A 15,646-nucleotide genomic window follows, 5' to 3' on the forward strand; every position below is an offset into this window, starting at 1 on the left:
CCCAAACAAAAAAATGCCACCTTTCGGTGGCATTACACACGGGATTATTTCTATTTACTAGAAATACTTTTCAAAGTTCAAGGTTGTGTGCTTTACACCCGACCTCAAACTCATAATTACTTCCAACTTTTCATCTTGTGGCCTTTAACAGCATAGAAAAGTATGAATAAATAACAAGGCAACATCACAATATAAGCCATTTGTTGTGCTTCTGCGCTTTTTACGCCGCCACTTGCTAAGCCCCAAAATAATGGACCAAACGCTCCACCGGCTATACCCATAACGAGCAAACCAGAGCCTACACTAGTTAGCTTGCCTAAACCAGATAATGCTAACGGCCAAACTGCAGGCCAAACAATGGCATTAGCAAAGCCTAGCACAGCAATGAGCAATAAGGTATCAGGCAGTACCGATTTTAGGCCAAATAATGTTGATATAAATACAGTTTCATTGCTACCTGTAACTATCGCTAGCGTTAACACACAACCCAATACCGCTGAAATAGTTAGCGCTGTTTGCTGCGATAACACTCGTGGGATAAGCAAAATCCCTAAAAAGTAACCTAGCACCATACAACCCATGGTGTACGATGTCATAACACTATATTTTTCAACACCTAAAGACAACGCAAAGCTACCAATGGTGTCACCTGCTATTACTTCAACAGCTACATAAACAAAAAGTGCCACAATCCCTAAGGCAAGGCTCGGATGGCTTAGCGCTTCTTTTACCTGCCCCGGTTTTTGTTCATCAACGTCGTCATCAATTAGCTCTGGTAAAGGCATTTTAGTTACCGCAAAGCCGAGTATACCAATAAAAATAGCCATCCCTAAATACGGTAATATTAAGCCATTGGCCATTGCATCAATATCAGTTTGGCTAAGCTCTTTACCTACAAAGCCTTTAAAATCGCTGAGTATCAGTGCGGTAAACACAATCGGCGCAACAACACCTGCACCTTTATTTAATATACCCATAATACTAACGCGAGCCGCGGCTGATTCTTCTGGGCCGATTCTTACTACGTATGGGTTAACCGCTGTTTGTAATAATGTTTGCCCGGCTCCCATAACAAGTTGAGCGAATAAAAACAGTGCAAAAATTTGCGTTTTTGCAGCAGGAATAAACAGTAAACCTGCCACCATCATGGTCGCCATACCCAGCGCCATGCCATTCTTATAGCCTACCTTTCTGATGATCATCGCCGAAGGTAAAGCCGTAAAAGTCACGGCGATATAAAACGAGAAAATAATCAGCGATGCCTGAAAAGGTGAAAGCTGCAAAATTTGCTGTAAAAATGGCATCAGTGAACCATTTAACCATGTAGCAAAACCCAGTATAAAAAACAGCGTTGCAACAATCGCCATAGGCACAACACTGCTTTGTTTATTCATTTCAGACATAACATTTCCCATAACAGCACAGTTCGACTCTACAGCGCTGCTCATTCAGATGATTATATAAAAGAGATATTAAATATTTATAACACTATCGCAACAAAAATGACAGCGCTGACATATTTCTTTTAAGTGGTTTCTAGGAGCCGTCAGCTTTCAGCTGTCAGTTTTGAACGAACGGTGTTGAATGTAAGACGCGCCAAGCAAGCGTGACGCCTACGAGTTGCGGGGTATTGTAGGCGTGAAATTTATTTCGCGCGAAGTTTTTAGGCCGCCAGATTTTAGTCAGACGCGCAAGCAAAAATGACGCCTACACTTTGCTGTAGGCATCATATTTATTTATCGCAGAAACATTACTCACCAACAACGGTCACGCGACTGGTTTGTTTTGCGTTTAAGCGGGTGCGTAGTGCAACTTTTGCATTGTTATCAACCTTCACAGGCTCGGCATAAGTTTGCCAGCTTTGGCCGTTATCTAGGCTGTACTCAATGCTCAAATATGCAAATGCGCTATTGGCATACAATTTACCATCTTCAATCACACCGCCCGGTACTGGTAAATGCAGCTCGATGCCATCTTTAGCTAACTTATCAAGCTCTTTTAAGCCTACAGCACTTGAGAACTCAGCCCAGTCTTTTGCTTGTTTTTTAATATCGACATTTTCGCCTTCCCAATCGGCTTTGTGCCATGCGCGCTCTGCCACTGACAAAATACGCGGGAAGATCATTGCTAAGACTTGCTCTTCAGTACGGATTGTTTCTGACCATACCTGACCTTGCATACCTAGAATATTTTCAGGCTTTTCAAGTTTAGGTAGTGGGCGGCCCACCAACGCTTCTAAATTAACGATTGGCTCACGAGTACGGGTGTAATCGGCATTGGCATACACGTCATCAGGCATGTAATTAAAGGCTTTTTTCGTATCTGTGTAACGAGTGGCCCAGTAATAACCACGCTCTTCAGGGCTTGCTTCGTATGGGTGGTCAAAGTACAAATGCGTACCGTGTGATAACACCACTTGATAACCAGCATTTGCTAGGCGGTATGCTCTATCGGCAACGCCCCATTCCCAAATGTTATCCCAAGTATTAACGGTAAAAGTTTTGTTAGGGAACTCATCACGTTTAAACGAATTTTCGCGGTCATACATGATGCCATCTTCCCAAATACCCGGAGAAATACCGCGTTTTTCAAGTAAGGTTGCAACACGTTGTGTGAAATAAGGTTTTAAATCAGCGGGGCCAGCTACACCGTTATTAGGATCGGCAAATAACGCCTGACAGATTGGCGAGCCTATCCACGAACCAGCACCGACTTCATCACCACCAATATGCAGGTTCTTTAACTGCACACCTGCCTCGCGATACATCTGCTGAAGTTCATAAGTTACTTTATCTAAAAATGCGTAGGTTGAGTCCATACATACATTCATCGAGTTATCTTTGTAGTTTTGTACCGTCATGTACACAGAGGTATCTTTTGGATCAGTAAGCAAATATTGCTTTGCTGGCCCCATATCTATGTGTTGAATTTCTTTGTTTGCAGAGCGCGTTTTAATGTTGTTTTTAGCGGCTTTCTCAGCTTCTTCTAACATGTTGTGATAACGCGCTTCCATCGCTTTAATTGAGGCTCGCGCATGACCTGGGCCTTCAACTTCAGGGATGATTTGAATGTGGCGGTCTTTCGCAAACTTTAATAGCTCAACAAACTCATCACGTTTCAGATAACCATTACCTGAGCCTGATTTAAATGGCCCTGTGCCAAGCTGAGTTAATAAGCACTCGCGTTCTTCTAAATCAAAGCAGCGATAGCCACCAACGTCGGTGAGCTCTGGTAAGCCTGGGATCTCAAGTCGCCAACCTTCATCTTCTGAAAAGTGCCAGTGTAGCTTATTCATTTTATAGCGAGCCATTTGCTCAACCAGCTTGAACATTGCTTCTTTGCCATGATAGTTACGACCATTATCGTAATGCATACCACGCCAACCATAACGCGGTGAGTCTTCAAGTTCTAACTGCGGTAAGCTGGCACTGCCTTGGCTATTTGCAGGAATGAGGTTCAATAAGCTTTGCATCGCATAAAACACACCGGCGTTATCGCTACCTACGATAGTGATCACTTCATCATCAATCTCTAGAGTGTAGCTTTCTGCTTTTGCATTATTGAGTTTAGGGTCAACTTTTAAGCGTATTACTTTGTCTTTGCCGACATTGATATGATCAGGCTGTGCTTTAAGGCTAATGCCATAGTCATCTTGCAAGTCTTGCATAAACACCATAACTTCGTGTTTCAGCTGACCTTGATAACTGATTTGCCAATTATTGTTTAACGTTGCGCTACCTCGATTAAAATCGACTTTACGAGGCTTCGGAATAATACGCTTTAAAGCATCCTCTTTACTAACCGACACCTTATCAGTGCTATTACGCTCGAAACGTACTTTTGCCGTTGCTAAAACCGATAAATCTTTCGGCTCATTGTAACGGCGTAACTGATTTTCACGGGTAAATGGCGTCACAAACTGTTTAAAGTCTTCAGTGTCGGTGTTGGCAAATACGGCTGGTTTATTCTTACCTGAAACAAAAAATGCCCGTGGCATAAAGTCACTGTAAGCTACAATCCATACTTGCGCATCAAACGGCAACTCTAAACTTTCACCTGCACCTAAACCTTTAAACGAGCTCGTTGGTACGATGCGATGAAGATCACCATTAACGTGTTCAATGTTTAAGCCCGCGACATGCTCGGTTGAGATTTTACGAACTGAGTGAATATAAAGCTGCCAGTCGCTCTCGCCTGCAGGTAACGCCACATCAGAGCCATTGTTGAGGGTAATTTTTCCTAAAAAGCCCGCATCTTTATTACGAAAGTTATCTTCTACCGAAAACAGCAGTTCGGTACCTTTCGCAAACTGATCAACTTGCGATTGAGTTAATGCTGCACTAGCCATTAAAGGCGCAGTCGCTAGCATTACCGCGAATAGTGACTTCTTAAAATCCATTACTTTCTCCTCGTTTAAGCCCTGAGTGTACGGTATTTCTGCGTACTATTTTTCATTTTTGTTAATAATTCGTTCCTATCATATAAAAACTAAAATGACAGCGCTATCATTTTGTGAAAAATATAGGTGAGGATTTAGAAGCTTTAAGCCGCAAGCTATAAGTTTGAAGCCGAATTGTGTTGTTTGTTGGTAAGGCGTTAGTCCATCGAAAGAGTGTTGAATATAAGACGCGCCAAGCAAGCGTGACGCCTACAAAGTAGGACACGTTTTAACGCCGAACAGATTTGACCTATTCACGGCTAAAGCCGCTCCCACGAGGTGCAAGGTATTGTAGGCGTGAAATTTATTTCGCGCGATGTCTTTGGATTTGCCGTCAGGGTGTTGAATGTAAAACCCGCCAAGCAAGCGTGACGCCTACAAAGTAGGAGGCGTTTTAACGCCGAACAGATTTGACCTATTCACGGCTAAAGCCGTTCCTACGAGGTGAGAAGTATTGTAGGCGTGAAATTTATTTCGCGCGATGCTTTGGATTTGCCGTCAAGGTGTTGAATGTAAAACCCGCCAAGCAAGCGTGACGCCTACATGGTAGGAGGCGTTTTAACGCCGAACAGATTTGACCTATTCACGGCTAAAGCCGCTCCTACGAGGTGCAAGGTATTGTAGGCGTGAAATTTATTTCGCGCGATGCTTTGGATTTGCCGTCAAGGTGTTGAATGTAAAACCCGCCAAGCAAGCGTGACGCCTACAAAGTAGGAGGCGTTTTAACGCCGAACAGATTTGACCTATTCACGGCTAAAGCCGTTCCTACGAGGTGCGAAGTATTGTAGGCGTGAAATTTATTTCGCGCGCAAGGACTTAGCTATCAGTCTGATGGCTTAAATTTTAACACAAAGATACTTCTCTTCTAGGTACTCATCTAACCCTTGGTGGCCGCCTTCTCGGCCTAAGCCTGACTGTTTAACGCCGCCAAATGGCGCTACGGGGTTTGAGATGAGGCCTTCGTTAATACCTATCATGCCGTATTCAAGTGCTTCGCTTACTCGATAAACTTGCTTGATGTTTTCACTATAAAAATACGCAGCTAAACCGTATGGCACGTCGTTCGCAAGTTGAAGTACTTCTTGTTCGTCATCAAAGGTGATTATGCTCACAACTGGGCCAAACACTTCATCATGATAGATATCCATCTCTGGAGTAACATCAGTTAAAATTAATGGCGCTTGAAAGCTACCTTCAAGCTCGCTGTTGTCACCGATTAACGACGCCCCTTTATCAACCGCATCTTGCACAAGCGTTTGAACTTTCTCTTTTGCTTTAGGGTAAATTAATGGGCCGATATCTACCCCGTCATCAAGACCATTACCTACCTTTAACTCAGCTACTTTGTCAGTGAGTTTTTCAAGCACAGTTTCAAGCACTGAGCGCTGAACAAAAATTCGGTTAGCGGCAACACAAGTTTGCCCTGCGTTTCTGAATTTAGCCCCCATTAGGCCAGCAACAGCTTCATCTAAATCGGCATTATCAAAGATAATGAACGGGGCATTGCCGCCAAGCTCCATTGACGTTTGTTTAATTGTTGAGGCACACTGCGATAGTAACTGCTTACCTACACCGGTTGAGCCTGTGAATGTGAACTTACGAACACGCTCCGACTCGGTCATGATCTCACCCACCATTTTTGCGTTTTCAGAGACCACCACGTTCAGCGCTCCTTTTACAAATCCTGCTTTATCAGCAAGGTAGGCTAAGGCAATAGCGCATAATGGCGTATGCTCCGAAGGTTTAATCACAAAACTACAACCCGCGGCATAAGCGGGTGCAACTTTACGGGTGATCATGGCAATCGGGAAATTCCAAGGTGTAATACCAGCCACCACACCAATTGGTTGCTTTATCGTTGTTAAACGATGCTTACTGTCGGTAGCAGGAATTGTGTCGCCATAACTACGCTTTGCCTCTTCACTAAACCATTTAATAAAGCCAGCACCGTATTCCACTTCGCCCAAGGCTTCTTTTAAAGGCTTACCCTGCTCTTTAGTCATTAACTCAGCAAGCTGTTGCTTGTGCTCAATAACCAACTCATACCATCGGCGCAGCGTTTCACTACGTTCGGTTGCAGTTGTTTGCTTTAGTTTGCTAAATGCCTCGTCAGCACTTTTTAAAGCCTGCTCAACCCCGGCTTCATCAATATCAGAAACCTGAGTAATTACCTCAGCGGTTGCGGGGTTATCTACACTAAAACGCTGGCTCGTAGAATAAAAGTCACCGTCGATAAACGAATCAGAAAAAACCAAATCAGACATAGAACCTCCAAAATCAGCTATCAGCTATCAGCTATCAGCTATCAGCTATCAGCTATCAGCTATCAGCTATCAGCTATCAGCTATCAGCTATCAGCTATCAGCTATCAAAAACATAAAACCTGAGAAATGAATGTAAAGCTATTGCTGCTCAAAAACACTAATAGCTGAACCACCCTCTCGATCTGCTAAAAACTGACGGCTGAAAGCTGACAGCTCTAAAAACAAAAAACCGCTGTAGAGACCAAGCAACTACAGCGGTTTTTACGAAATCAAAGCCGTTAAAAATTAATGCTCTTCATTAACGATATTGAGATTATACTTTGGAATTTCAACCACTAAATCTTCATCTTTGATCACCGCTTGGCAACCAAGGCGTGACTCTGGCTCAAGACCCCATGCTTTATCTAGCATGTCATCTTCTAGCTCATCACTTTCATCTAAAGAGTCAAAGCCTTCACGGATGACTAAGTGGCATGTTGTACAAGCACATGATTTTTCACATGCATGCGGAATGCTAATACCGTTTTTTAGTGCAACATCTAATACCGTTTCACCTGCAGGAGCTTCAATAGCAGCGCCTTCTGGGCATAACTCTTCGTGTGGAAGAAAAATAATTTGTGGCATACCTTACCTCGTTAAACTTCGTCTACTGACTGCCCTTGCAGCGCTTTTTTGATTGATGCATCCATTCTACGAGCAGCAAATTCGCTACTTGCATTGTCTACAGCTTCAATCGCTGCTTTAATTTCTGCAGGTGTTGTTGCGCTTTCGCGTACGGCAACAAGTTTAGCAATTTCTGCTTTTAACGCACCTAATTCTTGTTCATCAAGTAATGCACTGTCGGTTGCCAGTGATGCTTCAAGCGCTTCAACAACTCGTAACGCTTCAACTTGCTGTTCTTTCAGCATACGCGCTTGCATATCGTCTTTTGCATTAGTCATTGATTCTTTTAGCATGTTTGCAACTTGGTCGTCCGATAAACCAAATGATGGTTTGACCTGAATTTCAGCTTGCACACCGGTTGATTTTTCCATTGCCGATACACTTAATAGGCCATCAGCATCTACTTTAAAGGTTACGCGAATGTGCGCAGCACCTGCTGCCATGGCCGGAATACCTTTTAAGCTGAATTTAGCCAACGAACGACAATCATCAACTAACTCACGCTCACCTTGTAGTACATGCAGTGACATTGCCGTTTGACCATCTTTGAAAGTAGTAAACTCTTGTGCACGTGCAACAGGGATCGTGGTGTTACGTGGAATGATTTTCTCAACCAAGCCACCCATGGTTTCAAGACCTAGCGACAGTGGTAATACGTCTAATAGCAACATGTCTGAATCTGGCTTATTGCCAACCAATACATCTGCTTGCAGTGCTGCACCGAGTGCAACTACGCGATCTGGGTCGATAGAAGTCAGTGGCTCTTTATCAAAAAATGCAGCAACTTGAGAGCGTACAATTGGCATACGAGTCGAGCCGCCAACCATTACAACTTGTAGTACTTCTTCATTCTCGATACCGGCATCTTTAACCGCACGGCGACAAGAACGTAGTGTTTTCTTCACAAGGCTAAGAGCAAGCTCATCAAACGTTTCGCGGGTTACTTCAACTTTGTGGCTTTGACCATCAAACTCTAAACCAACATTTACAGTTTGGTATTGGCTTAGCGCTTCTTTACAGGCTTTTGCTTTATTAATGAATAAACGCAATACCGATGCAGAAAGCTCGCTCACACCCGTTTGTTTTTTGAAGTAATCAACCAATAGCGAGTCAAAATCGTCACCACCAAGGCTTGAGTCACCACCTGTAGCAAGCACTTCAAATACACCTTGGTGTAAACGTAAAATAGAAATATCGAAGGTACCGCCACCTAAATCGTACACTGCGATAATGCCTTCTTGGCCTGAATCAAGGCCATAAGCAACAGCCGCAGCCGTTGGCTCGTTTAATAAACGTAATACCTTAATACCTGCAAGCTCTGCGGCATCTTTAGTGCTTTGACGCTGAGCATCATCAAAATAAGCTGGCACAGTAATAACCGCACCTAAGATGTCTTGGCCTGCAAAACTGTCTTCTGCACGTAATTTTAATGCTTTTAAAATTTCACTCGATGCAGTAACAGGGCTAATTGCACCCGCAACCGTGCTGATTGCTAATGAGCCATCATGCTCACAAAATTCGTACGGCAGTTGACCATAGCTTTTTTCGATTTCAGCCTGAGTTTTACCTAAAAAACGCTTAACTGAAATTAGTGTGTTTGCAGGGTCTTGAGTAGCAGCTGCTGCCGCTCGCTCACCAACCACAATGCTATCTGCTTGATATTGAACAACCGAAGGTAGCATCGCATTGCCTGCTAAATCAGTCAGTGTACGCGCTTCGCCGCTTTGCACTGTTGCAACTAACGAGTTAGTTGTACCAAGGTCAATACCGACTGCTAATTTGTGCTCATGTGGTGCCGCGCTCTGCCCCGGCTCAGCAATTTGCAATAATGCCATAATGCTCTTTTTAAACTCTTAAATAGCTGTTGTATAACAACTAACGATTAATCATCAAATAAACTGTCTTCAATACGCTCTAGTTCATCGCGTAACTTATAAACAAACTTCAATTTACGAATATTGTCAGCGGCAGCTTGCCATTGTTGCTCATCATTACTTGCCAGCTGAGCGGCTAATTCACTACTGTATTGTTTATCGAGCTGTTTAATTTGCGCTTCAAACTGGGCAATTGCTGCATCAGGATCTGCGGCATTTTCAAGTTCTTCTAATTCTTCACGCAGCTCCATTTGCTGCATTAAGAATAGCGGGTCTTGTAATGTTTGTTGCTCGGCGCGAATATCAACACCAAGCTCACTTAGCATGTACTCAGCACGTTTTACCGGGTGTTTTAAAGTTTGTAATGCATCATTGATTTCTGCTGCATTTTGCACAGCAAGTAATTTATCACGGCTGCTAGAGCTTGCGTGGCGATCTGGGTGAACTGCACGTTGCAGCTCAAGGTAGTGTTTATTAATAGTCGCTAAATCAATGTTGTAATCTACTGGAATTGCAAATAACTCAAAGTAACGCATTACATAATCCAACTCGGTAAACAGGAAAGAACAAAGCCCTACATAGGCAGGGCTTCAAGCAAAGAAAGTTTTATAAGCTTAAACGGTGAAGCTTTCGCCGCAACCACACTCATCGGCTTGGTTCGGGTTGTTAAACTTAAACCCTTCGTTCAAACCTTCTTTGGTGTAATCAAGCTCAGTACCATCAATGTAGACCAAGCTTTTAGCATCAACGATCACTTTCACACCACGGCTTTCAAAAATTTCGTCGCCGTCTGCTAACTCATCAACAAATTCAAGAACATAAGCAAGACCTGAACAGCCCGTCGTTTTAATGCCAACGCGTAGGCCAATGCCTTTGCCGCGATTTGCTAAAAATGATTCTACGCGGTTTGCTGCCGCATCTGTCAATGTCACTGCCATGAATTTATCTCTTACTTCGCTTGTTTGCTTTTGTAGTCAGCAATTGCTGCTTGAATCGCGTCTTCTGCTAAAATTGAGCAGTGAATTTTCACTGGCGGTAATTCAAGCTCAGCACTGATATCAGTGTTTTTGATTGTTGCAGCTTCATCTAATGTTTTGCCTTTTACCCACTCAGTTACAAGTGAAGAAGAAGCGATTGCGCTACCACAACCATATGTTTTGAATTTTGCGTCTTCAATTACACCTTCTGGTGATACTTTGATTTGCAATTTCATTACGTCACCACATGCTGGTGCACCCACCATACCTGTTGCAACTGACGGATCATTTTTGTCTAAAGCACCCACGTTACGTGGATTTTCAACATGATCGATTACTTTATCACTATAAGCCATAATACTATCCTCACTACCTGCTAGCGGCGGCGATCACTGATTAGTGATGCGCCCACTCAACTGAATCTAAATCAATACCTTCTTGATGCATTTCCCATAGAGGAGACATCTCACGTAAACGGCCGATCGAGTTTTTGATTAGTTCAACGGTGTAATCAATCTCTTCTTCAGTCGTAAAGCGGCCAATGCTGAAACGAATTGAGCTGTGTGCCAACTCGTCATTACGGCCTAATGCACGTAGTACATAAGAAGGCTCTAAGCTTGCTGAGGTACAGGCTGAACCTGATGAAACAGCAATGTCTTTAACAGCCATTAATAACGACTCACCTTCAACAAAGTTGAAGCTGATATTTACAATACCTGGAACTGAGTGACTTGGTTCACCATTGAAGTAAACTTCGTCCATATCAGCCATGATGCCATCAATCAGACGCTTACGAAGTGCGCTGATGTGTGCATGGTCTTTTTCGAAATCTTCTTTAGCGATTCTAAATGCCGCACCCATACCAACTAATTGGTGAGTAGCTAGTGTGCCTGAACGCATACCACGCTCATGACCACCACCGTGCATTTGCGCTTCTAAACGTGCACGTGGCTTACGACGAACATAAAGTGCGCCTACACCTTTCGGGCCATATACTTTGTGGCCAGAGAACGACATGAAATCTACTTTTAACTGTTGCACGTCGATAAGAACTTTACCTGCGCTTTGTGCAGCATCTACGTGGAACATAATTTTGCGCTCACGGCACATTTCGCCGATTGTCGCGATATCTTGGATAACACCTAGCTCGTTATTTACGTGCATTACGCTCACAAGTACTGTGTCGTCACGCATTGCAGCTTCAAGCTTTTTAAGGTCAAGTAAGCCATTTTCTTCAACGTCCATATAGGTTACTTCGAAACCTTGACGCTCTAGTTCACGACACGTATCAAGCACTGCTTTGTGCTCTGTTTTAACAGTGATAACGTGCTTGCCTTTCTTCTTATAGAACTGCGCAGCACCTTTAATTGCTAGGTTATTTGATTCTGTAGCACCTGAAGTGAAAACAATTTCACGCGGGTCAGCGTTGATCAGATCAGCAATATCTGTACGTGCTTGATCAACTGCTTCTTCTGCTTGCCAACCAAAACGGTGTGAGCGTGATGCAGGGTTACCAAAATTACCGTCCATAGTCAGGCATTGCATCATTTCTTTTGCCACACGTTCATCAACAGGCGTGGTTGCTGCGTAATCTAAATAAATCGGTAACTTCATTTCTCTCTCCGCTTTCGTCAAGCTACAGTTGACAGCTTACTTGAATGTTTTCCAGTTGCTTAATTGCATTGTTGATGCTGTTATCTTGGCGCGATGCGACTTCTTTCACATCTGACTTTTCCACCAATTCAGCAAGGGTAATACTATTTAAAAACTCTTCGATACGTGCGCTTAAGTCCGACCATAAGGTATGAGTCAAACAACGCATGCCGCTTTGGCAGCCACCCGTTGCATTGTGGCAACGTGTTGCATCAACAGACTCATCAACGGCGTTAATCACATCGCCGACAGAAATTTCGTTCGCTTCTCGACCTAGTAAATATCCGCCACCTGGGCCACGCACAGAGGTCACAAGGCCGTTTTTACGTAAACGGGCGAATAGTTGTTCAAGGTAAGATAACGAAATCTCTTGGCGTTCAGAAATATCGGCAAGAGGCACTGCACCCACATTTGTATGTAGTGCAACATCCAACATGGCGGTTACTGCGTATCTGCCTTTTGATGTTAACTTCATGGAGCCCCCGATGTTACTGCACGCTAAGGTGTGCAAATTTTAATTACCAGACCAAAATAGTCAAGTATTATCACTTGATAAAAATTGATACTTGCCATTGATAAAACCGAATACTTGACAAAAACAGTCAAGTACTGGGTACATTGTAATTACCTGAGTAATTTAGTCAAGTATTATACTTATAACCTGTGATTATTTAATAGACTTATTAATAGAGGTAAGAATACCGCGTAAAATGTTCATCTCAGCTTCTTCTGGACGTGCGCGGTTAAATAAGCGACGTAGTTTAGTCATCACCATGCCAGGGTGTTGCTTGATGATAAAACCTGTGTCGTTTAGCGTTTGCTCTAAATGCTCGTAGAACAGCTCAGTTTGCTTTGCATTTGGGTAGGTTGCTTCGTCTTCTTCTTGTACTTTTGGCTGTTTATTTAAATATGCCATACGTGTTTCATAACACAGCGTTTGCACGGCCATTGCTAGATTTAGTGAGCTGTATTCAGGGTTTGCAGGAATACATACGTGGTAGTTACATTGTTGTAGTTCTTCGTTCGTTAAACCACTATTTTCGCGACCAAACACGAGTGCAACAGGGCCCTGTTCAGCCTCAGCCACTAATTTTTCACCACATTCACGCGGCTCAACCATAGGCCAAGATAAAGTACGTGAGCGTGCGCTGGTACCAATTGTTAAGCCACAATCAGCAATCGCATCTGCCAGTGTATCAACAACCACTGTTTTACCTAAAACATCAGTTGCACCGGCCGCAAGCGCACTCGCATGACTGTCAATTTCACAAGCAGGATCAACTAGATATAAATTTGATAAGCCCATCGTTTTCATAGCACGTGCCGCTGAGCCAATATTACCAGAATGTGATGTGTTAACTAATACGATACGAATATCATCAAGTGTCATTGCGTTGTTACTTACTGAAAGTCAAAAATTGCGGGGATTATAACATAGCTATCAGCTATCAGCTATCAGCTATCAGCTTCGATCCTATACATAAGAGATGTCAACATTTTTGATAGCTCTTCCGTTTCACTCACCCAAGCTCTACCTATGGCGGCATCGATATATTTAATCTCAATTCCGATATAAATTTGCGTTCGTGTTTCTGCTATTGACGATCTTGATATATCTAAAAAACGTACCCGCTCTTTTTTGCTGACTCTCGCCATACCTTCTGCGATATTACTCGGTATTGATAAACCAGAACGAGTGAGCTGATTGCGAAAGCCAAAATCATTTAGATCTGTCGTTTCTTTGTAGATGTCAGCACTTAATCTTGCTGAACGCTTCCATACTTCTAATTTTTCAAAATTCATACTCGCACCCTTTTAAGTATAAAAACTTTATATAGGCACGAATTTTTCAGAATGCAAATTTCAAACTGACGGCTGACGGCTGACGGCTGACGGCTGACGGCTGACGGCTGACCACTAACCCCTTCTTCTGAAATTAAATCAACAACAAAATCAGAACTGTACAAAAAACAAACTAATTTATTCGAGTTTATTGTTTACTTTACGCTAGAAATCGCTAGAATACGCCGGCTTAAATATATTCGTTCTTTTACAACCCAAAGGTAATGCTATGCATCCAATGTTAAACATTGCGGTTCGCGCTGCGCGTAACGCAGGCAAAATTTTACTTCGCGCAAGTGAAGATTTATCAAAAGTTGATGTACAACAAAAAGGCACTAACGACTTAGTGACTAACATCGACAAAGAAGCTGAAGCCGCAATTCGTGATACCATTTTAAAATCTTACCCAGATCACACTATCGTAGGTGAAGAGCTTGGTGAGCATAAAGGTAAAGATGCAGATTACCAATGGATTGTTGACCCACTTGATGGCACAACTAACTTCATCAAGGGTATCCCTCATTTCGCAGTATCTATTGCACTTAAAGTTAAAGGTCGTTTAGACCAAGCTGTTATCTATGATCCAATCCGTGGTGAATTATTCACTGCTTCTCGTGGTCAAGGCGCACAGCTTAACAGCAAGCGTTTACGCGTAACTAAAACTAACGAGTTAGCAGGTTCTGTACTTGCAACTGGTTTCCCATTCAAACAAAAGCACCACTTAGACGCATACTCTGAAGCGTTTAAAGCACTTTTCGTGCACACTGCTGATATCCGCCGTGCAGGTTCTGCTGCATTAGATATGGCTTATGTTGCAGCGGGCCGTGTTGATGGTTTCTTTGAAATTGGCCTTAAGCCATGGGACACAGCAGCAGGCGAGCTTTTAGTTAAAGAAGCTGGCGGTATGGTTGTTGATTTCGCAGGTGGTATTAACTACAACCAAAGCGGCAACATCATTTGTGGTGCACCTAAGTTAACTCAAGCAATCATTCGTGAAATTCGCCCAGTGTTAACTGAGTCACTACTTCGCTAATAGCGGGTTGTAATGTAAAAATGCAAAAAAGGAGCTACCGCTCCTTTTTTTGTGGCTGAAAATAATCGTTGTCGAGTTTTATCTCTATGACTTCACCTTCTTTAAATGGCAACTTAGCCAAGTCTTCAGCAAAGTAACTGGCAAATAACTGTTCAAATTCGCCAGTGCTTTTCATCACCTTGAGTCCTTTTAACAGAGCTTCTGCCAATTCAGGCTTGTGGTTACTGACAAAAAAGTAAAATGCCGTTGGATAGCTAATATAAAGGTCAGGCACTATAGCCAGATCGTCACTTTTGATTTGTTCCATTTCAGAAATGACCTCAATGAACGAACGCGGAAAATAATCAACTCGCCCTCTGATCACTAAGCTAAACATTGCCTGGTAATTTGCCAGCGGTCTGACTGTTAAGCCGTTTTGAGCAAGGATTTTAGTATCGGGCCAATCATGGCCTTGAATGGCACTAAACTGCGCTAAATCTTGTTTCGTTTTTACATCTTTAAAACGCGGTAAAAACGCTCGCTTAGTGAGTAATGCGCGTTTACCAATGTAGCCTTTAAACAAAGGTACTCTAACTGCTATTGCAAGGTGTTCTCGCTCGGGACTTGTCATACTCCAAAACACATCGGCCTGCTTTTCATCGAGCATCAGCAAGGTACGTTGTTGATGAGGATGAACCAGAACTTCGTTTATTTCTGCTTGATAATTACTGGCGCGTAGAGCCGCTGCCAGCAATTCATGAAGATAATAATCGCGTTTATACAGTGGGCGTTGCTCAATCGCTAAATTGACCACATTGTTAGCTTCTGTGGTAAGGCTGTATCCTAGGCTTAGCAATACTAGGATTGCACTACATAGTCGCTTCATTGTTATTTTTGTTTATGTGTTTTTTTTAAGCTACACC

General features: G+C 43.0%; 14 protein-coding genes. 1 reads left to right on the top strand and 13 read right to left on the bottom strand.

All coding sequences use genetic code 11. From position 1 onward, the window contains the following. Window positions 1–116: 116 nt before the first annotated feature. From nagP to VRK28_RS14900, 12 genes are all read right to left on the bottom strand, one after another. Window positions 117–1,403, bottom strand: a complete 1,287-nt coding sequence (gene nagP / locus VRK28_RS14845) for an N-acetylglucosamine MFS transporter NagP (protein WP_095209730.1) — start codon at window positions 1,401–1,403, stop codon at window positions 117–119. A 347-nt stretch (window positions 1,404–1,750) separates the two neighbouring features. Continuing rightward, window positions 1,751–4,399 carry a family 20 glycosylhydrolase gene (locus VRK28_RS14850; RefSeq protein WP_332394097.1) on the bottom strand — a complete coding sequence of 883 codons (2,649 nt, stop codon included), beginning with the start codon at window positions 4,397–4,399 and terminating at the stop codon, window positions 1,751–1,753. An 875-nt stretch (window positions 4,400–5,274) separates the two neighbouring features. After that, the gene (locus VRK28_RS14855) at window positions 5,275–6,702 is read right to left on the bottom strand and encodes an NAD-dependent succinate-semialdehyde dehydrogenase (protein WP_063529988.1); all 1,428 of its coding nucleotides are present in this window, start codon (window positions 6,700–6,702) and stop codon (window positions 5,275–5,277) included. Between the two features lie 285 nt (window positions 6,703–6,987). Next, complete coding sequence (gene fdx, locus VRK28_RS14860) at window positions 6,988–7,326, bottom strand: ISC system 2Fe-2S type ferredoxin (RefSeq protein ID WP_054563549.1); 339 nt, start codon at window positions 7,324–7,326, stop codon at window positions 6,988–6,990. A gap of 11 nt (window positions 7,327–7,337) precedes the next feature. Continuing rightward, window positions 7,338–9,200, bottom strand: a complete 1,863-nt coding sequence (gene hscA, locus VRK28_RS14865) for a Fe-S protein assembly chaperone HscA (RefSeq protein ID WP_063529989.1) — start codon at window positions 9,198–9,200, stop codon at window positions 7,338–7,340. Window positions 9,201–9,247: 47 nt separating this feature from the next. Further along, complete coding sequence (gene hscB, locus VRK28_RS14870) at window positions 9,248–9,775, bottom strand: co-chaperone HscB (protein ID WP_054552503.1); 528 nt, start codon at window positions 9,773–9,775, stop codon at window positions 9,248–9,250. A 78-nt stretch (window positions 9,776–9,853) separates the two neighbouring features. Beyond that, on the bottom strand, window positions 9,854–10,177 hold the full coding sequence (gene iscA / locus VRK28_RS14875; RefSeq protein ID WP_054552502.1) for an iron-sulfur cluster assembly protein IscA: 324 nt from the start codon (window positions 10,175–10,177) through the stop codon (window positions 9,854–9,856). 11 nt (window positions 10,178–10,188) lie between these two features. Further along, on the bottom strand, window positions 10,189–10,572 hold the full coding sequence (gene iscU, locus VRK28_RS14880) for a Fe-S cluster assembly scaffold IscU (RefSeq protein WP_054552501.1): 384 nt from the start codon (window positions 10,570–10,572) through the stop codon (window positions 10,189–10,191). 40 nt (window positions 10,573–10,612) lie between these two features. Then, a complete protein-coding gene (locus VRK28_RS14885) occupies window positions 10,613–11,830 on the bottom strand; it encodes an IscS subfamily cysteine desulfurase (protein ID WP_054552500.1) in 1,218 nt (405 codons plus the stop codon). 22 nt (window positions 11,831–11,852) lie between these two features. Further along, window positions 11,853–12,344, bottom strand: a complete 492-nt coding sequence (gene iscR / locus VRK28_RS14890) for a Fe-S cluster assembly transcriptional regulator IscR (RefSeq protein WP_054552499.1) — start codon at window positions 12,342–12,344, stop codon at window positions 11,853–11,855. A gap of 192 nt (window positions 12,345–12,536) precedes the next feature. Next, on the bottom strand, window positions 12,537–13,259 hold the full coding sequence (gene trmJ / locus VRK28_RS14895) for a tRNA (cytosine(32)/uridine(32)-2'-O)-methyltransferase TrmJ (RefSeq protein WP_062566066.1): 723 nt from the start codon (window positions 13,257–13,259) through the stop codon (window positions 12,537–12,539). 65 nt (window positions 13,260–13,324) lie between these two features. Next, entirely contained in the window at window positions 13,325–13,672 is a 348-nt protein-coding gene (locus tag VRK28_RS14900) for a four helix bundle protein (RefSeq protein WP_062566604.1), read from the bottom strand. Window positions 13,673–13,940: 268 nt separating this feature from the next. Here VRK28_RS14900 and suhB point away from each other — a divergent pair, with 268 nt between their 5' ends. Beyond that, complete coding sequence (suhB, locus tag VRK28_RS14905; RefSeq protein WP_054552496.1) at window positions 13,941–14,744, top strand: inositol-1-monophosphatase; 804 nt, start codon at window positions 13,941–13,943, stop codon at window positions 14,742–14,744. Window positions 14,745–14,778: 34 nt separating this feature from the next. Here suhB and VRK28_RS14910 read toward each other — a convergent pair whose 3' ends face one another. Further along, entirely contained in the window at window positions 14,779–15,609 is an 831-nt protein-coding gene (locus tag VRK28_RS14910) for a substrate-binding periplasmic protein (RefSeq protein WP_063528504.1), read from the bottom strand. Between the last annotated feature and the right edge of the window lie 37 nt (window positions 15,610–15,646).

This window comes from Pseudoalteromonas sp. P80D2, assembly GCF_036680945.1.
GTDB lineage: Bacteria > Pseudomonadota > Gammaproteobacteria > Enterobacterales > Alteromonadaceae > Pseudoalteromonas > Pseudoalteromonas shioyasakiensis.